Source organism: Bacillus sp. BML-BC051, assembly GCF_019656175.1.
Lineage (GTDB): Bacteria > Bacillota > Bacilli > Bacillales > Bacillaceae_G > Bacillus_A > Bacillus_A mobilis.
On sequence record NZ_BPLI01000073.1, the window covers coordinates 1 to 21,060 of the forward strand.

A 21,060-nucleotide genomic window follows, 5' to 3' on the forward strand; every position below is an offset into this window, starting at 1 on the left:
AATAAAGAAGTTCAACAGGATTCCTGTTGAACTTCTTTATTTGTTTACTCATTATCAACTCGCTTTAACGGTTGATCTGCTGGACCTTCCATAACATCGCCCTCAATTGAAAAGCGGGAACCGTGACAAGGACAATCCCAAGTACAATCACCATTATTCCATTCAACCTCACAGCCAAGATGTGTACAAGTTGTATCGACAATATGTAATTTTCCATCTTTGTCCTTATAAGCACCTGCTCGTTTCCCATTAACATGCACGACAGATCCTTCACCAACTTCGAGATCTTCTGGTTTACGTAATGCGGTTTCGATCTTTCCTTCAATTAAATGTTTCGCAACATCAATGTTCTGGGAGAGGAACGTTTTTATATCTGGATTTGCATGGAAGCGTGAAGGTGCATATAGCTCTTTATAAGGACTGTGGACTTTTAGAATGGAGTCCTTCAGTAAATGAGCGGCAGCAGTTCCAGTTGTCATTCCCCATTTACGATATCCAGTTGCAACAAATATATTTGGATTCCTTTCGTTAATATGTCCGATATAAGGAAGCTTATCTAGCGTGATTAAATCTTGTGCTGACCATCTATAGGGAACCTCATCTACTCCAAAAGTTGCTTCCGCAAAAGAATACAGTGCTTCGTAATGAAGCATCGTGTTTATTCCTTGTCCTGTTTTATGGCTTTCTCCGCCAATTAAAATTAATTTTTCCCCATTGTTTGTTGTATAGCGTAAGGAACGTTTTGGATCGTCAATACTTAAATACATGCCACCTGGATAATCCGTTTTTGCTTTGATTGCTAGAGCATAAGATCGTTCAGCATACATTCGCGTAAAGAAAAAGCTATTCGCATCATAAAAAGGAAAATGTGAACAAGAGACAACATATTCACAAGTGATGCGATGTCCGCCCTTTGTAATGACTTGTGGATAATCACCCTTTTCCACATCAATAGCGGTTGTTTGTTCATAAACTTTGCCGCCCATCTCCACAAACTTTTCTAAAAGTGTTTTCAAATAAAGAAGGGGATGGAATTGTGCTTGGTTTTTCATGACCAGTGCAGATTGTACGGGAATAGGAATCGATAGAGATTGAACATAGTCACAAGATATATTTAATTTTTGATAGGCTTCATATTCTTTCGATAAATTTCTTAATCCATTATCAGTAGTTGTATATAAATATGAATCTTCATTTGAGAAATTACAGTCGATTTTATATGTTTGCACAGTCTCATTTATGAATTGTAGAGCATGATTATTTGATTCATAGTAAAGCCTTGCCTTTTCCAAACCGAAATGACTTATTAACTCATCATAAATAAGATCATGTTGAGCTGTTACCTTTGCTGTTGTATGCCCAGTTGTTCCGTTTAAAATAAGACCAGAATCAATTAAAACAACATCGATGCCTTCTTTCGCAAGTAAATAGGCAGTAGTAATACCTGTAATACCAGCACCGATAACAGCGACTTTCGTCTTTATATTTTCGGATAAAGGGGGAAAAGCAGGGATTTGAGTAGATTCAATCCAATAAGATAATGGGAATTGTGGAAATGTATCGCTTGTCATTATAGAAACCTCCCGATTTTAGAACAATTTTCCTTTTAATATTTCCATATGATATGAAATTCATGTGTGCTGTTTTAGAAAGAGTCTATTTTTATTAAAAGAAAGATGGAATTATTTTAATATAATTATTTAATGTCGTCGGTATGAAGAGATAGGAGTTGTGTAAAGCTAGATCAAGGTGAGTTTATTTGTTGTTTACATAGAGAATTCTTGAATAAGTTAGAGTCTATAGTATGTCAGTGTATGTAGATGCATAATGGACGAAACCTTATAAATCCTATGTTTTTTCTTTAGTGAAATAAAGTATAATTATAAAAATATAACCAACTTTTATTACTAGGTCATAAAAGTTGTTGACAATATGGAAATTCTATTGATATGATTCATCATGTGGAAAGGTTGATAGAGAGTAAAAAGAGAAATGTTTTTCATTGATAATAAAAGCGAAAAAATAAGTGACGATAGAGTGAGTATATTTTCCTTATACATAGATGCTTTTTAATCAGCTAGTAAAATCAATCTGGAAGCAAGAATTGATATATGTAAGTTGCGCGAGACGCGGCATAAGAAAGGGGCAAAAGGATGAAGGAGCTTCATACGTTTGGGTGGTATGCAGCACGTGTATCACCACATTTGCCGAAAAAAGCATTTAAACCAGTTCCTACTCGTTTATTTGGTGGACTGGCTTATTTGCTTGTGGCATTGGCGGGATTAATATCGATTGGTGTATTTGAATTGAATGTGTGGGCGAATCTAGGAATTGCGATTGTTCTTGGGTTATGTTTTGCTTCACTTGGGTTTTTAGGGCATGAAATTTTACATGGAACTGTTGTAAGAAAGGCATGGCTTCGAGATTTCTTAGGAGCAATTGCGTTTATGCCATTATCAACAGGACCTAAACTTTGGAGAAAGTGGCACAATGCAACGCATCACGTTCATACACAACATGAAGAGAATGATCCAGATGCATGGCCGACACTTGAGAAGCTTAAAAAGAGTAAGTTTTTGAGCTGGGTATATCGTATGCCTCTTCATGTACGTTCATTCTTTAGTTTTCTGTCACTAACCATTCAATTTACATTGCATTCGACTCGAATGTTCTTTCATTTTATAAAAGAATTTAAGTCATCCAATCAAAAATCTGTATGGCTTCAACTTCTTTTGCCTTGGACAGTTTGGATTAGTTTATTGTTTATTATGGGACCAGGAAAATGGTTATTTGCATATGTGATTCCGTTGTTAATTGCTAACTTTATTGTAATGGCATATATCGCAACAAATCACCGCTTAAATCCAATTGTTCCAGTAAATGATCCGTTAGCAAACTGTTTATCAGTAACAGTGCCGCGTTGGGTAGACGTTTTACATTTCAATTTCTCATATCATACGGAACACCATTTGTTCCCTGCTATGAGCTCTAAATACTATCCGTTAGTAAAAGATAAAATTAAAGAAATGTGGCCGGAACGCTATCATGAGATGCCAATGACAAAAGCTTTGGCAGCGCTATGGAATACACCACGTGTGTATTATCAAGGAAGTGAATTAGTGGATCCGCATAGAGAGCATTTCTATGGTTCTTTAGGAAATGGACTAGATCCTCATAATATTTCATATCGTGAGGAACATATAGAGGAAGAAGAGAGTATTAAAAAAATAAATCAGTAAAAATTGATATATTTTGCAGTGAAAAAGCAAGCCATTCAGGCTTGCTTTTTTTTTATAAAGAGACTTCTTTTTTATTCTTTTTGCTAAATTGAACTGAATTTGTTTCTTTTCTTTGTAATCGTTTCTCTAAAAGATTAACAAAATAAGTAAATAGAAGAACAAGTACGAGGTAATATAAACCAACGATTATGTATGTATCTAATTGTTGGAAGTTACCTGCAGCAATTGATAAACCTGATCCCCATAATTCGGACAATCCTACATATGCAACGAGCGAAGAATCCTTTAATCCAATAATAAACTGATTTCCTAAAGGAGGAAGAGATTGACGAAATGCTTGCGGCAATATAATACGGCGCATTGCTAAAGGGTAAGGCATACCTAGAGAGCGAGCGGCTTCTAATTGTCCACGGTCGACAGATTGAATGGATCCGCGGAAAATTTCAGTAATATATGCACCGTTATGGATTGCTAAAGCAATTGCTCCTGCCCAAAAAGGAGTGAAAACAACAACGGATGTAATCCCAAAATAGAGAATGGCAATTTGAACAATTAAAGGTGTACCGCGAATAATGGCGATATATACATGAGCAATACTATTTAAAATCTTATTGCTAGAGATTCGAAAAAAAGCGAATAGTAATCCAATTAGTGAACCGAGTACTAGGGAAGTTAATGTTAATTGTAATGTGACAATAGTAGCCTTTAAGAGTGTGGGATAAGTAGACATGAAAATTTCAAACATATGTGTCACCTCATATTGTATGGATTTTGGTAGGGAATGAAATACCCCACATAAAAAGTGGGGCATAATGTATGAAACATTTGACTAGCAAATTTACTTTGTTTTTTCCTCTTCACCGAGAATATTACGCCCAAACCATTTTTTACTGATTTTTTCATACGTACCATCTTTAATAATTTCATCTAAAGCTTTATTTACTTTCTCAACCATTTCTTTATCATCTTTCCGAATAGCAATTCCCATTTCATCCAGATTTAATGGTTTTCCAGCTTCTTTTATATTTGATTTACCTTCTTTGATCATACGTAAACCGACCATTTGATCAGTGATTACTGCGTCAACACGCCCAGGCTCTAGGTCCATAAGTGCAGTAATATCGCTGTCATATTCTGTGATTTGATCTGTATGTTTTGCAACAAGGGCTTTAAAGGTACTAGCCTTTACAACACCAATTTTCTTACCTTTCAAATCTTCTGGAGAAGAGATAGATGTATTCTTTTTAGCCACAAAAATTTGGGCACCAGAACGATAATAAGGATTTGAGAAATTAACAGCTTTTAAGCGTTCTTCTGTAATTGCCATACTGCCCAATATAGCATCATATTTTTTCGATTGTAGACCTTGAATTAGTGTTTCCCACGGATTTGTAATAGGAGTGGGTTTCATATTCATTTTTTTCGCAAGTGCCTCACCAATTTCCACATCAAAACCGGCAAGCTTTCCGTCATTTTCTTTATAGTTAAAAGGTTTATATAAGCCACTCATCGCATAACGGAATTCTTTTTCACCATTTGAAGAAGTAGTAGCACTTTCCTTACTACAGGCTCCTAGTATGAAGGATGTACATAATGTAATACTCGCAACAATGGTTAATAGTTTTCTTTTCATAAAACCCCTCCTATATATTGATCATACGGATGGTTTTAAGTATGTTATTGAGTTGTGCACCGTATGAATGTATTTCTTTTCGTTTGAAACAGAAGTTACATTATAAAACGTTGCGTAAAAATTGTTTTGCTCGTTCATGTGATGGAGCTGAAAAGAATTGCGTTGGCGGAGCGTCTTCGACAATTTTCCCATCATCCATAAAAATGACGCGATCGGCTACATCCCTTGCGAAATTCATTTCATGAGTAACGATAACCATGGTCATTCCTTCTTCAGCAAGTTCTTTCATAACTTGCAATACTTCTCCAACAAGTTCAGGGTCTAAGGCTGAGGTAGGTTCATCAAATAGCATAATTTTAGGGTTCATAGCAAGAGCTCGTGCAATGGCAATGCGCTGTTTTTGACCACCTGACAGGAGGTGAGGCGTCACATCTGCTTTATCTTGTAGGCCGACTTTTTGCAAAAGCTGATTTCCGATATCCTTTGCATTTGCTGCTTCTAATTTTTTTACATGAATAGGTGCTTCTATGATGTTTTCTAGTGAGGTCATATGGGGAAAGAGGTTAAAGTGCTGAAAAACCATACCGACATTTTCACGGACTTTGTTTAAATTTGAATGCTTAGGATCAATTCGTTCACCTTGTAAGTGAATTTCACCTTCATCGTACATTTCTAAAAAGTTAAGACAGCGAAGTAATGTACTTTTACCGGAACCACTGGCACCAATTAAAACAACAACTTCTTTTTCTTTTACTTCTAAATCAATTCCTTTTAAAACATTAAGTGAGCCGAATGATTTTACTAGATTTCGAACCTGAATCATACAAAACCCCCAGTCAAAAATATATTTTACAAATGTTGCTCCTTATTTCTGTTATTAGCTATAAATTGTCAGAATCCTTCATTTTTTTCGGAGGACAGTTCTTATATAAGTAAATCTGAATGTATAATTAAAATAGAAAGACCACCTAAATTAGGTAGTCTTTCCCATGGTTACAAGTTTTTAATTTTAAATTGAGTTGCGAACGCTTCTAATTCTTCAACAAGTTTTTGCATTTGAAGGGACATATTTGTAATATCCTGTACTGATACCGACTGGGCTTGTGAAGATTGGGATGTATAATTAGTCTCCGAAACTATATTTTGTGAAATTGAAGAGATATTAATAAGGGCGCTATTTATTTCTTCTGAGCTTGCCGACATTTCTTCTGCACTTGCTGTTATATCTTGTATTTGATCTGTAACCTCATTAATATGATTCACAATATTATGGAATGCTAATTTTTCATTTTGAACGGCATGAATGCCTTCTTGAATTTCTTGTTGGCCTTTCCCCATAAAATTGACTACATCTTTTGTATCATTTTGTACGAGTAAGTTTAGTTTTGTTATATCTGTAGCTGCTTGTTTTGATTATTCAGCAAGCTTACGAACTTCTTCAGACACAACTGCAAATCCTTTTCCATGTTCACCGGTGCGAGCAGATTCAATGGCAGCGTTTAAAGATAATAGATTTGTTTGTTCAGAAATGTAAGTAATAGTTTGTAATGCTTTATCGATATCTTGTGTACGAGCAACTAATTGATCTACCACTTTATATATTTCATCCATGACGGTATGGATAGTTGTCATTTGAAAAATGGATTTCTCAATGATTTTGCTTCCTACATTTGCCTTATCAGAAGTAGAAATAGCTAAGTTTGAAATCGTTGTAGAAGATTCAGCTATGCTTTGCACGCTATTTGCTATTTCATCCATTGCTGTAGAACTATCTTTAATATTTGCAGACTGATCATTAATATGGTGAGACAACTGCTTCATTGCATTTGCAATGTTATCCATAGTGGAAGAGGAAACGGTTGCTGTTTCAACAATGTGGTTTGTAGAGCCTTTTACTTTTGTACTTGTTTGAATCACATTGTTAATAATTTGCTGTAAATTTAATATCATTTGATCAAAACTATTAAACATATGACCGAATTCATGACGATATTGTTTTGGTACAGCAACGGTTAAATCACCTTTTCCAGCTGTATTCATTATGTTCCGTAATGAGTTGATTGGATTGATAATAGATTTAGCAGTAAATAAGGAAATAAGAATACAAAGAACTAAACATGCAATGAATAAAGTAATGGTTACGCTTATCACTTGCTTATAAGAGTGTTCACTGTCGTTGTACAGACTTTCAGCTATCTTTTCGTTGTAATCACTAAGACTTTTTAAAGCATCTACTGTAGCCGATAAATTAGGTTCAACTGTAGTTAGATAAAATGAATATGCTTGATTAAGTTTATTCTCTTTAATGAGATCAAGCATTTGAGCACGATGCTTTTCATAGTTTGCAAGCTTTTCTTTATATTGGTTGAGGAGCTTTTTTTCTTCGCCTGTTACATATGTATTTTCATATTGAGCTCGTAATTTTTCGGTTTCTTTATTTGCATCATTTAATTTAGTTAAAATTGTAGTACGTCGATTCTCATCTTCAGTAATAATGAGTTCCTTTACATAACTAAACTCTTGATACATGCTACTTTCAATAGAGCCTAGCCATTTAATAGGTTGTAGACGATCTACATATACTGTTTGAAGCTATTTGTGCATTTGTTGTAAATTTATATAATTTACAACGCTAATAATTAGTATGGAAAGAATGGGTACTGCCACTAATAATACCAATCTGTTTATCACATTTAAACGATATAAAATTTTTAACATCGAATCACCTAACCTTACATTATTTAGTTGAATATATAATTGGCATCCAAATAAAAGTATACATTATTTTTATTTTATATACAGAAAAAGTAATGTAATGAATATGTAAATAAAAAAACAAAAATCGATATATCTTTCTATAAGGAAAATATGGATAATAATATATAGATAGTATGTATATTACTTATGAGGAGGAATGAGAAATGGAAAAGGAGAAGAAAACTTTTTCCTTTGGTTTACGTATACAACTTATGCTATTTACTACAGTTTTAGCTTTTATTACATATTCAACAAGCATATTTTTTATTTACGTAATATACGATTATTTTCAAAGCTATGTAAGTCAAACTGTCTATAATATTATCGTTATGTTATTAGGTGTAGTATGGTCTGGAATTTTAGCGTATGGAGCAGCAGTCTTTTTAATTAAACCGCTTCGAAAATTGGAGGAGGCTGCAAGGAAGGCGGCCGATGGCGATATTCGTGAAGATGTCCCATTACCAAAAACAGATGATGAGATTAAATCTTTAAGTGTTGCATTTAATATGATGCTAGGGAATTTAAGAGGTATGGTAAAAAATATTGATACTACATTTTCGTATACAAATAATCAAGTTCAGCAAATTAGAAGGCAAACAGGGGAAGCGACAAAGCAAGCACGCGGTGTGTCTGAAACCCTTGCAGAGATTTCTTCTGGCGCTGAGCAATCAGCAGCTTCCATTCAGGCGATTGTTTCGGCTGTTGATACAACAACTTCCATTGCGAGTGAAGTAGGAGAAAAAGCAAAACAGTCTGATGAGTTGTCTTTAGAAATGGTTCAAGCTTTAGGGCAAAGTACACGAGTCTTTACTTCTTTAATTCAAGGTATTCAAACATTGGCAAAAGAAAATGAAAATTCGATGCAAAATGTACAGAAGTTAGAAGAACGAATGAAACAAGTGGAACATATTGTTTCTGTTGTGAGTGAAATTGCTAGTCAAACGAATTTATTAGCACTGAATGCTTCGATTGAAGCAGCTCGTGCTGGAGAGCATGGAAGGGGCTTTGCAGTTGTAGCTGAAGAAGTACGTAAACTTGCTGATGAAAGCGATCATTCTGCAAGAAACATATCGCAGTTATTACGGAATATGCAAGAAGAAGTCCAACAAGTCGCATTAAAAATGACAGAGCAAGTGAAAACAGCTAAAGAAGAGGCACAACGTGGGGCAGCTACGGAATTAATTTTAAAAGAAATGTCGTCAAGTATTATGGAAGTTGCCGATGCAACGAAGCAAATTAGTGGCTATATGAACGAACAAGTGAGTCACATTCATCAAACAGGAGCACAGACGAAGGCTGTAGCAGCAATTGCTGAGGAAACATCAGCTGGTTCACAAGAAGTAGCACGTGTGACGTTGCAACAATCTAAAAATATGGTAGTAATCGATCAACTATTAAAGGATTTAGAGAAGCAAGCAGCGGACTTGAAACAAACAATTGAACGATTTTCAATGTAAAAAGGAAGAACAACATTCTGTTCTTCCTTTTTTACGTATGAAAAAGAGGAATGCTTTGTTGAAACCGAAAAACGTTGCACGGGTCATATAAGGTCTTCACCTTTCGTAGCTTTCGAAAATTAGGGCCATAATAACTAACTTGCCAATTTTTGATATCAATATCAGGCCAATTGACATAGTCACCTAGTGTATAAGGATCTAAGCTTTCTCGTAAATCTTTAACCCAGCGTATGTAACGTGAGTGGACAAGAGCAGGTGAGGAATGAGATTTGCTTTTGTGAGAAATAAATAAAGCATAAGAATAAGGAATCTACATAGAGTTCAATGAAAACAGTTGCAAACTATTCATATTTTGTTATGATAGTGTTACGAAAACGTTTGCATAAAATTCTGATGGGATGCAAAAGGAGAGAATGACTATGAAAAAGACATGGTGGAAAGAAGCAGTTGCTTATCAAATTTATCCACGAAGCTTTATGGATTCAAATGGTGATGGTATTGGAGATTTACAAGGTATTATTGCGAAACTAGATTATTTAAAAGATTTAGGTATAGATGTAATTTGGATTTGTCCAATGTATAAGTCACCTAATGATGATAATGGTTATGACATTAGTGATTATCAAGATATCATGGATGAGTTTGGTACGATGGAAGACTTTGATGCTTTACTAGATGAAGTTCATAAGCGTGATATGAAGCTTATTATTGATTTAGTTATTAATCATACAAGTGATGAACATCCATGGTTTATTGAGTCTCGTTCATCTAAAGACAATCCGAAGCGTGATTGGTATATTTGGCACGATGGTAAAGATGGTGCGGAACCAAACAATTGGGAAAGTATTTTTAATGGTTCGGCATGGGAATATGATGAAGTAACAGGACAATATTATTTACATTTATTCTCGCGTAAACAACCAGATTTAAACTGGGAGAATAAAGAAGTTCGCGAAGTGTTATACGATACAGTTAATTGGTGGCTTGATAAAGGAATTGATGGTTTCCGAGTGGATGCAATTAGCCATATTAAAAAAGAAGATGGCTTTAAAGATATGCCAAACCCAAAAGAACTAAAGTATGTACCATCTTTTGATAAACATATGAATGTGGATGGTATTCAACCTTTATTAGAAGAGTTAAAGGAAAATACGTTTTCTAAGTACGATATTATGACTGTTGGTGAAGCGAACGGCGTTAAAATTGAAGATGCTGAGCTTTGGGTTGGAGAAGAGCAAGGTAAGTTCAATATGGTATTCCAATTCGAGCATTTAAGTTTATGGGATGCAGAGAAGAAGAAAGATCTTGATGTTGTAGGATTGAAAAAGGTATTAACGAAATGGCAAAAAGGGTTAGAAAATAAAGGATGGAATGCTTTATATATTGAGAATCACGATAAGCCACGTATCGTTTCAACTTGGGGAGATGATAAACAATATTGGCGTGAAAGTGCAACAGCTCTTGGAGCAATGTATTTCTTTATGCACGGTACACCGTTTATTTATCAAGGACAAGAAATTGGGATGACGAATGTTCAATTCCCAAATATTGAAGATTACGATGATGTAGCAATTAAAAATTTATATCGCGAGAAAATTGCAGAGGGTGTATCACATCAAGATATGATGGAGATTATATGGGCTTCTTGCCGCGATAATTCACGTACACCTATGCAGTGGAACGATGAGATGAATGCTGGCTTTACAACAAGTGCACCTTGGTTTGGTATGAATCCAAACTACAAAGAAATTAATGTTGAAAAGCAAAAGAATGAAGAAAACTCTATTTTCAACTTCTATAAGAAAATGATTGCCCTGAAAAAAGAGCATGATGTACTGAATTACGGTACGTACGATTTACTTTTAGAAGATGATCCGCAAATTTATGTATATACTCGTACATTAAACGATGAAAAAATCGTTGTAATTAGTAATATCTCAAAAGAGGAAGCGGTGTATAATGAGGGTTCATTTGCACTGGAACGCAAACGTTTGCTTTTAAATAACTATAAAGTTGCGGAACACGAACAAGTAACTTCAATCACGTTAAAACCTTATGAAACAAGGGTTTATCGCATTTCGTAATAAAAAAAGATGCTCTTAGAGCATCTTTTTTTATGAAAAATAATAAATTTCTATTGCAAAGTGAAAACGCTTTTATTAAAATAGATTTATGAAAACGGTTGCGTAAAGATAAAAATAAAGTAACATAAGGAATCGTTTTCATAATGGAAACAGAAATTATAATTTAAATCATTATGTTGTTATAAATAAAGGGGAGGAAGAACAGATGAAAATTACGTCTTTTGATTTTTGGCAAAAGTTCGGGAAAGCATTATTAGTTGTTGTAGCTGTAATGCCAGCAGCTGGTTTAATGATTTCTATCGGTAAGTTAATTGGGATGTCTGCTGGGGATATTAACGCAGTTCATACAATCGCTCGCGTAATGGAAGACATCGGTTGGGCAATTATTACAAATCTACACATCTTATTCGCAGTAGCAATTGGGGGATCTTGGGCGAAAGATCGCGCAGGTGGTGCATTTGCAGCGCTATTAGCATTCGTCTTAACGAACAGAATTACAGGAGCTATATTTGGCGTAAACGCTGAAATGTTAGCGGATTCAAAAGCGAAAGTTTCTTCAGTATTAGCAGGAGATTTAATTGTAAAAGATTACTTTACTTCTGTACTTGGTGCACCAGCATTAAACATGGGAGTTTTCGTAGGGATTATCACAGGTTTCTTAGGAGCTACTCTATATAACAAATATTATAACTATAACAAACTGCCACAGGCATTAGCATTCTTTAACGGAAAACGATTTGTACCATTCGTTGTAATTGTTTGGTCTACAGTCACTGCAATTGTATTATCACTTTTATGGCCATTCATCCAAAGTGGATTAAATGAATTTGGTCGCTGGATTGCAGCATCTAAAGATAGCGCACCAGTTGTTGCACCGTTTGTATATGGAACGTTAGAGCGTTTACTATTACCATTTGGCTTACACCATATGTTAACGATTCCGATGAACTACACAGAGCTAGGCGGAACATATACGATGTTAACTGGCTCAAAAGTTGGACAAATTGTAGCAGGACAAGATCCATTATGGCTTGCATGGATTACAGATTTAAATAACTTATTAGCAAATGGAGATACAAAAGCATATAACGATCTATTAAATAATGTTGTACCAGCTCGTTTCAAAGCTGGACAAGTTATCGGTTCAACAGCAGCGTTAATGGGGATTGCATTCGCGATGTTCCGTAATGTTGATAAAGAAAAACGTGCAAAATATAAACCAATGTTCTTATCAGCAGCATTAGCAGTATTCTTAACAGGTGTAACAGAACCAATTGAATTCATGTTCATGTTTATTGCTCCAGTATTATATGTTGTATATGCAATTACAACAGGACTTGCATTCGCATTAGCAGATTTAATTAATTTACGTGTTCATGCATTTGGATTTATTGAGTTAATTACTCGTACACCGATGATGGTTAATGCAGGACTAACTAGAGATTTAATCAATTTCGTTATCGTTTCATTAGTATTCTTCGGTCTGAACTTTACATTATTCAATTTCTTAATTAAAAAGTTCAACTTACCAACACCAGGCCGTGCAGGTAACTACATTGATAATGAAGATGAGTCATCAGAAGGAACAGGAAATGTACAAGATGGTTCATTAGCAACAAAAGTTATTGATTTATTAGGTGGTAAAGAAAATATTGCTGACGTAGATGCTTGTATGACGCGTTTACGTGTAACAGTAAAAGATTTAGATGTTGTTGCACCAGAAGCACAATGGAAACAAAATGGTGCTTTAGGACTTATCGTAAAAGATAAAGGTGTACAAGCAGTATATGGCCCGAAAGCTGACGTATTAAAGTCAGACATTCAAGATATGTTAGGTGCGTAATAAGATGAGATTGCTAACTTTAAACTGTCACTCTTGGCAAGAAGAGAATCAACTAGAAAAGATAAAATATCTTGCTAAAGTCATTCAAGAAGAAGATTATGATGTGATCGCATTGCAAGAAGTAAGTCAGTCTATACAAGCTGAAAATGTATGCGGTCACAAGAAAAAAGATAATTTTGGACTTTTACTATTAGAAGAGTTAAAAGCGTTACACGTAAAAGATTACAATATTACTTGGGATTTCTCTCATATTGGATATGATGTGTATGAAGAAGGATTAGCGATTCTAACGAAACATAATGTTATAAAAGAAGATACGTTTTTTGTATCAGAAAATAAGGATACAACGTATTGGAAAACACGCAAAATTGTAAGTGCAACAATTGCTTATAATGGTAAGAACATCACGTTTTACTCTTGTCACCTCGGTTGGTGGAATGATGAAGAAGAGTCATTCAAAGGTCAAGTTGATCGTTTAATGGAGCGTGTAAATCGCGATGAACTTTCCTTCTTAATGGGTGATTTTAATAATAATGCCCGCTTGCAAGGAGAGGGTTATGAGTATATGATGCAAAAAGGTTTGTATGACACATATGAACTAGCAGCAGAGAAGGACGAAGGAACGACTGTCCAAGGTGAAATTGCTGGTTGGGATAAAAATAAACATAATTTACGAATCGATCTAATATTGTGTAACCAAAGTGAAAAAGTTCGTTCTTCAAAAGTCATTTTTAATGATACGAACAGAAATGTAATTTCAGATCATTTCGGTGTAGAAGTACAAGTAGATATATAATAGAAGAAATCCTCACAGATGATGAAAAGCTGTGAGGATTTTTTTGAGGAATACAAGTATTTCCAAGAGAAAATACTTGTACTTTTTATGACATTTCCTATATATTTGTTATTATTGAATGTAAAACTAATTTGGTCATTTTGTATGCATACTTTTTTTACTTCGTTATATAATGAAGTAAGTGAAATATTTAATGGGAAAAATAGTGTATTTTCGTTTAATCCACGATGTAGAAAGTGATATAATTGCAAAATGTATGTATCATTTTCTAAAGAAGGAAAAATATATAATTAGGTGATAACTTCTATGAAACAAATTTGGCGTATTTATAAGACAGATTTACGGAATGTAGCTAAACATTGGGCTGCAATTGTTATTGTTTTAGGATTAATGATTTTACCATCGTTATATGCATGGTTTAACATTAAAGCTTCTTGGGATCCTTATGGAAATACAAAAGAGGTTCCCATTGCCGTTTCTAACCAAGATGCAGGCTCTAATTTAAGAGGGAAAGATATCAATATCGGGGACGAGATTGTAGATTCTCTAAAGAAAAACAAGAATCTTGGTTGGAAATTTGTAGACCAAAAGCAGGCGATTTACGGAGTTGAGCGTGGGGATTATTATGCAAGTATTACAATCCCAAAAGACTTCTCTGAAAAAATTGCAACTGTTCTGGATGAAAATCCACAAAAGCCAGAACTTGATTACTATGTAAATGAAAAAGTAAATGCGATTGCACCGAAAATTACAGCAAAAGGTGCATCAGGTATTACGGAAGAAATTAGTAAAAACTTCGTTAAAACAGCGAACGGTGAGATTTTTAAAATCTTCAATGACCTTGGAATCGATTTAGAAACAAACTTACCAAGTATCGAGAAAGTAAAAGACCTTGTCTTTAAGTTAGAAGCGCAGTTCCCAGAAATGAATACACTTATGGATAAGGCGTTAGATGATGCGACTCGAGCAGAGGATCTGGTAAAAGTAGCTCAGAAAGAGTTGCCAGTTGTAGAAAGTGTTATCAATGATGGGCAAGAAGCGTTAGGGAACTTAGATAAGTTCTTTGCAAACAATGATGAAACATTAAAGAATGCACCTGGAACAATGAGAAATAATTTAACTGTAGCAAAAGATGTAATGGATAAGGCCAATGCTTTTACGAACTTTTTAATGAACCCAGGGATAGACCTTTCTGGTATGAAGGGATTGCCGGAGTTTCCAGCACGCCCGGATCTTTCAAAGATGAACGATGAAGGTTATAAAAATATTGCAAGAAACATTAATCAAACAGTGAATAATGTTTTAAACTCAGCACGTGCAGGAACAGCATACGGAAAAAGTGTTGTGAATGGATTGCAAAATGGCCAGTTTGATCCAGAAAAGGCAAAACAAGACCTTAATGCGGTTTCTGAAAATCTTCAAGGTCGTACAGATAGTATTGCATACCTTATTAATGTATTTACTGAACTTCAAAAATCGGCGACGACTGATTTTGGTCAAAGCTTTTTCCAAGGGCGAGTGGATCGCTTAACCAGTCTTAAAGGAAAAATGGAAAATGCAAACAACGGTATTAAAGATATTGTAAATGTTATCGGTACAGGACAAGAAGTAAAGAAAGATGTAACAGATGTAGCGAATCAAAAATTAGATGCAGCAAATGGATTAATCGATCAAGCGGAAAAAGATTATAATGAAACGTTTGTAGCAGATTACAAAAAAGCAGTTAGCACAGTCGATCAAGCTAAAGCTGATGCAAATGAAGCATACGATAGTGTGAAAAATGAATATGAAAAGGCAAAAAATAATTTAGAAGGTGTTATAGCAGACGTAAATAATAGAGGTGTTAATGGATTAGATAGTACAAAAGTAGCCTTAAACGATTTAAATGGTCAACTACAAGCTACTAATAATCTAATTGGTGATGCGATTCCGGTTCTAGAAAGCACAAATAAGGTATTAGCAGATGTAAATAGCGGAAAAAACCTTAATGGCGGAATTGCAAAATTGAACAAAATACAAAATTCTGTTCAAAAAGGTATAGACGCTACGAATAAAGCAACTACACTAATTAACAATGGACAGAAGCCTACAAAAGAGGTTGTAGAAAGTATTAATGAAGCGACTAAAAATGCTTCAGCTCAATTAGGCGATTTCTTAGCAACGTATGATTCAGAAATCGTTCCAAACTTTAACACAGCAATTGAACGTACGAAACGTATGTCTAAAAACACATCTCAAATTTTAAAAGAAGCAGACAAAAAGCTTCCAGATGTTAAAAAGCTACTAGAAGATTCATCAAAAGGCTTAGTAGATGGCAAAAAGAAATTAACAGACATTAAGGCTGACATGCCAGAAACTGAGAAAAAGATTAAAGACTTAGCAAATAGAATTCGTGATTTTGAATCGGAAGAGGATATAAAAGACATCATACGCTTATTGAAAAATGATGTTGAAAAACAAAGTGATTACTTTGCGAATCCAGTAAATTTAAAAGAGAATAAATTATTTGCGATGCCGAACTACGGTTCAGCGATGTCACCATTCTATACAGTGCTTGCATTATGGGTAGGCGCATTATTAATGGTTTCATTATTAACAGTAGAAGTACACGAAGAGGGCGCGAATTATAAGAGCCATGAAATTTACTTTGGACGTTTATTAACATTCTTAACGATAGGTCTTTCACAAGCGTTTATCGTATCGATGGGAGATATATTCTTGCTCGGTACGTACGTAGTCGATAAGTTCTGGTTTGTGTTATTTAGTTTATTTATTGGTGGAGTCTTCGTTTGTATCGTATACTCACTCGTTTCTATTTTCGGAAACGTTGGGAAATCGATGGCGATTATTTTACTTGTACTGCAAGTAGCAGGATCGGGCGGAACATTCCCAATTCAAATGACACCAGCGTTCTTCCAAGCAATTTATCCGTTCTTACCGTTCACATATGCAATTAGTGCAATTCGTGAAACAGTAGGTGGAATGCTTTGGGATATAGTAACTAGAGATTTACTTGTGTTAAGTGCTTTCGTAGTAGTTATGATTGTTGCTGCATTATTACTGAAAACACCAATTAACAAATCAAGTGAAAAGTTTGTTGAGAACGCAAAAGGAAGTAAAATTATTCATTAATAATAAAAGGTTCCTACCGAGAGTGGTAGGAACCTTTTTGTTTAATCAAATTTTAATTTTTTTAATGCTTCTGTTTGGTGATTCTTAAACGAGTTATGTCAATTATGGCTGATATATAAGGTGTCCCTTACTGTTCTTCTTGAAAACTGTGGTATATTAAACGGTATATAGTTAGTAAAGGAGTTTGAATAAATGGCAAAGAGTGTAGTAATTGCTGAGAAACCATCAGTTGCACGTGATATAGCAAAAGTATTAAAGTGTACAAAAAAAGGTAATGGATTTTTAGAAGGTGACAAATACATCGTGACTTGGGCTCTTGGGCATTTAGTGACGCTTGCAGATCCTGAGGCTTATGATAATAAGTATAAAACATGGAATCTTGAAGATCTTCCAATGCTTCCAGAACGTATGAAATTAGTTGTTATAAAGCAAACGGGAAAACAGTTTAATGCTGTGAAACATCAACTTACTCGAAATGATGTTAATGAGGTAATTGTGGCTACCGATGCAGGAAGAGAGGGCGAATTAGTCGCACGTTGGATAATTGAAAAAGCAAAAGTAAATAAACCAATTAAGCGTTTATGGATTTCTTCTGTAACAGACAAAGCAATTAAAGATGGTTTTAATAATTTGAAACCAGGTAAAGCTTATGAAAATTTATACGCTTCAGCAGTTGCACGTTCAGAAGCAGATTGGTACATCGGTTTAAATGCCACTCGTGCACTAACAACAAAATTCAATGCTCAATTAAACTGTGGGCGTGTACAAACTCCAACTGTCGCTATGATTGCTAGTCGTGAGGAGGAAATTAAAAATTTTAAAGCTCAAACATACTACGGTATCGAAGCTCAAACAACCGATAGGTTAAAACTAACTTGGCAAGATGCAAATGGCAATAGCCGTAGTTTTAATAAAGAAAAAATTGATGGTATTGTAAAAAATTTAGATAAACAAAATGCTACCGTTGTGGAAATTGATAAGAAACAGAAGAAGTCATTCTCTCCTGGTCTTTACGATTTAACAGAATTGCAACGTGATGCAAATAAAAAGTTCGGTTACTCTGCGAAAGAAACATTAAACATTATGCAGAAGTTATATGAACAACATAAAGTGCTAACGTATCCTCGTACAGATTCACGCTACATTTCATCTGATATCGTTGGAACACTTCCAGAACGTTTAAAAGCATGTGGCGTTGGAGAGTACCGTCCCTTCGCACATAAAGTATTACAAAAGCCTATCAAGACTAATAAATCATTTGTTGATGATAGTAAAGTCAGTGATCATCATGCGATTATTCCAACAGAAGGATACGTTAACTTCTCAGCATTCACAGATAAAGAACGCAAAATTTATGATTTAGTTGTAAAACGTTTCTTAGCTGTTTTATTCCCAGCATTCGAATACGAGCAACTAACATTACGTACCAAAGTTGGTAATGAAACGTTCATTGCACGTGGAAAAACGATTTTACATGCTGGTTGGAAGGAAGTATACGAAAATCGATTTGAAGACGATGATGTAACTGATGACGTAAAAGAGCAGCTTCTACCCCACATCGAAAAGGGCGATACATTAACTGTAAAGTTAATTATGCAAACATCAGGTCAAACGAAAGCACCTGCACGCTTTAATGAAGCAACTTTACTTTCAGCAATGGAGAATCCTACAAAATATATGGATACTCAAAATAAACAACTTGCTGACACGTTAAAATCAACTGGTGGATTAGGTACTGTAGCTACAAGAGCTGATATTATCGACAAGTTATTCAATTCGTTCTTACTTGAAAAACGTGGTAAAGATATTCATATTACTTCAAAAGGCCGTCAGTTACTTGATTTAGTGCCAGAAGAACTGAAATCTCCTACACTAACTGGTGAATGGGAGCAAAAGTTAGAAGCTATCGCTAAAGGAAAATTAAAGAAAGAAGTATTCATTTCAGAAATGAAGAACTATACGAAAGAAATTGTTGCTGAAATTAAATCGAGTGATAAAAAATATAAACATGACAACATTTCAACGAAGTCTTGTCCAGACTGCGGTAAACCGATGTTAGAAGTAAACGGCAAAAAAGGTAAAATGCTCGTTTGCCAAGACCGTGAATGTGGTCATCGTAAAAATGTATCTCGTACAACAAATGCTCGTTGCCCGCAATGTAAGAAGAAACTAGAATTACGCGGTGAAGGCGATGGCCAAATTTTCGCATGTAAATGTGGCCATCGTGAGAAATTATCTACATTCCAAGAAAGACGTAAAAAAGAATCTGGAAACAAGGCTGATAAACGCGATGTTCAAAAATATATGAAACATCAGAAAAAAGAAGAAGAGCCATTAAATAACCCGTTCGCAGAAGCATTAAAAGGATTGAAGTTTAATTAAAGTGGATTCTTAATGAATATCAACGGATTGTCAAAAGATAAATTGTTTTAAACTTTAAAAGAAACCGATGTACTTTTATTTTAAAGTTTAGTTCTTGTTTAGAAGCTTCGAAAGGAAACATAATTGATTTTTTCCTAAACAAAACAAGAGACCAGAAGGCTGCAAAGTGCTTTTTCAAGAAAGCTTTGCGGTCTTTTTATGTTCCAAAGCCATGTGTTATAACAGTCGATAAGAACCCGGCTTATCCTGTAGCAATTGAACAGTTAAAAAAAGAAAAAAGCATACCTGATGGTATGCAATTTAGACAACAAAAGTACTTGAATAACATAGTAGAACAAGATCATCGCCTTATAAAGAAGCGATGATCTTGTTCTATGCTAGGGTTCAAATGTTTTGATACAGCTACATCCATTCTTTCTGGAGTAGGAGTCAAAAAGAACAGCTTGATTTACGGGACCAGTCTGTCCAAAATCAGAAAGAATTCATTCAGCAATTGTTTGGATTTGCAGCATAAGCTACAATTCCGTTAGGAATATATGCGCTTTATGCTCTTTTATTTTAGCAATAGAACTAGAATTACTTACTATTCTTTATTAAAAATACTCAGGCCATTTTGAACAGTGCGTTGTAATCGTTTAAATTCAAGTTCTAAAACTTCTTTACCTAAGGAGGTTAGTACGTAATATTTCTTCCTATCCATGGATGCTACCTCAACAATTAGCTTTTCATTCAATAACTTTTTTGTATTCCCATACAATGTACCAGGTCCAAGTTTGACTTCTCCATGTGTAAGAGTTTCTACCGCTTGCATAATTCCATAACCATGTAGGGGTTTTAGTAATGATAATAAAATATAGTATTTTGCTTCTGTTAATGGGATGTATTGCCCTGCTGCATTATTTATTATAGCCACCTCCGATATATCGTTAATCGATATTTTAAGGCGTTTTTCCAATAAAAGCAACCAATGTTATTTTTAATATATACATTGGAAGAAAAAATTGAGGCACGTTCAATTAATCTGTTTTGAAAGTGCACTCTAAATAAAGGTGGTGCTCATGCCGTTAATTTTGGGCATAGATAGTTTTAGTATTAAAGGACAGGTTTGAATCTTTATATTACCACTAAATTTTTTTTGATTACTAGTTACTAAATGAATATGCATTATTGCATATTCGTTATTCGCAATTTTGTGTTATCCTTAAATTGTTATATATGGTATTTATTTATTTTTTCTCCCAGATGATGGGTGGAAAATAATAATTAAAAATCATATATTGAATCATTTATTTTGTTTATATATATAATTTAATAAATGATTTTTAGTTGATGCCTCTGAAGGATAAATGAAAGGAGATGAACGAATAATGTTATGTCTAAAATTCTTAGAAATTGAAACTGAAGAATTAAATTGCGGCTGGTGCATGGGCGCTGGAGTAGTTGCAGGTGCAGGTGCCTCTGTAGGAATCGGTGTTGGCATTGCTATATTAACATAAGGAATGATTAATGTAATTATGAAAAAATTATACTTTAAAGAAATTCAATTAGAAGAACTGAACTCGACACCATTATGGGCTCAAACAGCAGCTATGGCTGGGGTAGGAGCAGCAGCAGGCGTTGGGGTACTTATTATCGTAACCTGATTATGTGTATATTTCATTTTGTAAGGAGGTGAAAAGAATGAAGAAATTATATTTTAAAGAAGTTGAATTAGAAGAGTTAAATTCGTTCTGGGAG

At 34.6% G+C, this 21,060-nt stretch carries 14 protein-coding genes and 3 pseudogenes; 10 read left to right on the forward strand and 7 right to left on the reverse strand.

The features are described 5' to 3' along the window. Window positions 1-44: 44 nt before the first annotated feature. Complete coding sequence (locus tag K5S59_RS24325) at window positions 45-1,571, reverse strand: FAD-dependent oxidoreductase (protein WP_000199941.1); 1,527 nt, start codon at window positions 1,569-1,571, stop codon at window positions 45-47. A 582-nt stretch (window positions 1,572-2,153) separates the two neighbouring features. Here K5S59_RS24325 and desB point away from each other — a divergent pair. Continuing rightward, window positions 2,154-3,239, forward strand: coding sequence for a Delta(10) desaturase DesB (gene desB / locus K5S59_RS24330; protein WP_098258448.1), 1,086 nt, complete (start codon window positions 2,154-2,156; stop codon window positions 3,237-3,239). Between the two features lie 52 nt (window positions 3,240-3,291). On the opposite strand, the gene K5S59_RS24335 is transcribed toward desB, so the two are convergent. From K5S59_RS24335 to K5S59_RS24350, 4 genes and pseudogenes are all read right to left on the reverse strand, one after another. Further along, a complete protein-coding gene (locus K5S59_RS24335) occupies window positions 3,292-3,984 on the reverse strand; it encodes an amino acid ABC transporter permease (RefSeq protein WP_000461617.1) in 693 nt (230 codons plus the stop codon). 93 nt (window positions 3,985-4,077) lie between these two features. Beyond that, a complete protein-coding gene (locus tag K5S59_RS24340) occupies window positions 4,078-4,872 on the reverse strand; it encodes an ABC transporter substrate-binding protein (protein ID WP_000823732.1) in 795 nt (264 codons plus the stop codon). Between the two features lie 100 nt (window positions 4,873-4,972). Beyond that, the gene (locus K5S59_RS24345) at window positions 4,973-5,695 is read right to left on the reverse strand and encodes an amino acid ABC transporter ATP-binding protein (protein ID WP_120449413.1); all 723 of its coding nucleotides are present in this window, start codon (window positions 5,693-5,695) and stop codon (window positions 4,973-4,975) included. A gap of 170 nt (window positions 5,696-5,865) precedes the next feature. After that, window positions 5,866-7,590: pseudogene (locus tag K5S59_RS24350) on the reverse strand (methyl-accepting chemotaxis protein). A 203-nt stretch (window positions 7,591-7,793) separates the two neighbouring features. Here K5S59_RS24350 and K5S59_RS24355 point away from each other — a divergent pair. Next, window positions 7,794-9,086, forward strand: coding sequence for a methyl-accepting chemotaxis protein (locus tag K5S59_RS24355; RefSeq protein ID WP_000410020.1), 1,293 nt, complete (start codon window positions 7,794-7,796; stop codon window positions 9,084-9,086). 31 nt (window positions 9,087-9,117) lie between these two features. Here the strand turns inward: K5S59_RS24355 and K5S59_RS24360 are convergent. Next, window positions 9,118-9,327, reverse strand: a pseudogene (locus K5S59_RS24360) (BBE domain-containing protein); the annotation flags it as partial. 178 nt (window positions 9,328-9,505) lie between these two features. Here K5S59_RS24360 and K5S59_RS24365 point away from each other — a divergent pair. From K5S59_RS24365 to K5S59_RS24390, 6 genes and pseudogenes are all read left to right on the forward strand, one after another. Then, entirely contained in the window at window positions 9,506-11,170 is a 1,665-nt protein-coding gene (locus K5S59_RS24365; protein ID WP_000754570.1) for a glycoside hydrolase family 13 protein, read from the forward strand. 205 nt (window positions 11,171-11,375) lie between these two features. Then, window positions 11,376-13,013: a PTS transporter subunit IIBC gene (locus K5S59_RS24370; RefSeq protein ID WP_000705545.1), complete on the forward strand. Its 1,638-nt coding sequence runs from the start codon at window positions 11,376-11,378 to the stop codon at window positions 13,011-13,013. A gap of 4 nt (window positions 13,014-13,017) precedes the next feature. Then, complete coding sequence (locus K5S59_RS24375; RefSeq protein WP_001238540.1) at window positions 13,018-13,809, forward strand: endonuclease/exonuclease/phosphatase family protein; 792 nt, start codon at window positions 13,018-13,020, stop codon at window positions 13,807-13,809. A gap of 306 nt (window positions 13,810-14,115) precedes the next feature. After that, window positions 14,116-16,941: a YhgE/Pip domain-containing protein gene (locus K5S59_RS24380; RefSeq protein ID WP_000810071.1), complete on the forward strand. Its 2,826-nt coding sequence runs from the start codon at window positions 14,116-14,118 to the stop codon at window positions 16,939-16,941. 192 nt (window positions 16,942-17,133) lie between these two features. Further along, the gene (gene topB / locus K5S59_RS24385) at window positions 17,134-19,323 is read left to right on the forward strand and encodes a DNA topoisomerase III (RefSeq protein ID WP_120449415.1); all 2,190 of its coding nucleotides are present in this window, start codon (window positions 17,134-17,136) and stop codon (window positions 19,321-19,323) included. Between the two features lie 107 nt (window positions 19,324-19,430). After that, a pseudogene (locus K5S59_RS24390) lies at window positions 19,431-19,837 on the forward strand (DDE-type integrase/transposase/recombinase); the annotation flags it as partial. 69 nt (window positions 19,838-19,906) lie between these two features. On the opposite strand, the gene K5S59_RS24395 reads toward K5S59_RS24390, so the two are convergent. After that, window positions 19,907-20,227 carry a PadR family transcriptional regulator gene (locus K5S59_RS24395; protein WP_063262218.1) on the reverse strand — a complete coding sequence of 107 codons (321 nt, stop codon included), beginning with the start codon at window positions 20,225-20,227 and terminating at the stop codon, window positions 19,907-19,909. 463 nt (window positions 20,228-20,690) lie between these two features. Here K5S59_RS24395 and K5S59_RS30305 point away from each other — a divergent pair, with 463 nt between their 5' ends. Continuing rightward, window positions 20,691-20,819, forward strand: coding sequence for a hypothetical protein (locus K5S59_RS30305; RefSeq protein WP_257145086.1), 129 nt, complete (start codon window positions 20,691-20,693; stop codon window positions 20,817-20,819). An 18-nt stretch (window positions 20,820-20,837) separates the two neighbouring features. Next, window positions 20,838-20,966, forward strand: a complete 129-nt coding sequence (locus tag K5S59_RS30310) for a hypothetical protein (RefSeq protein WP_257150070.1) — start codon at window positions 20,838-20,840, stop codon at window positions 20,964-20,966. The last annotated feature ends 94 nt before the right edge of the window (window positions 20,967-21,060 follow it).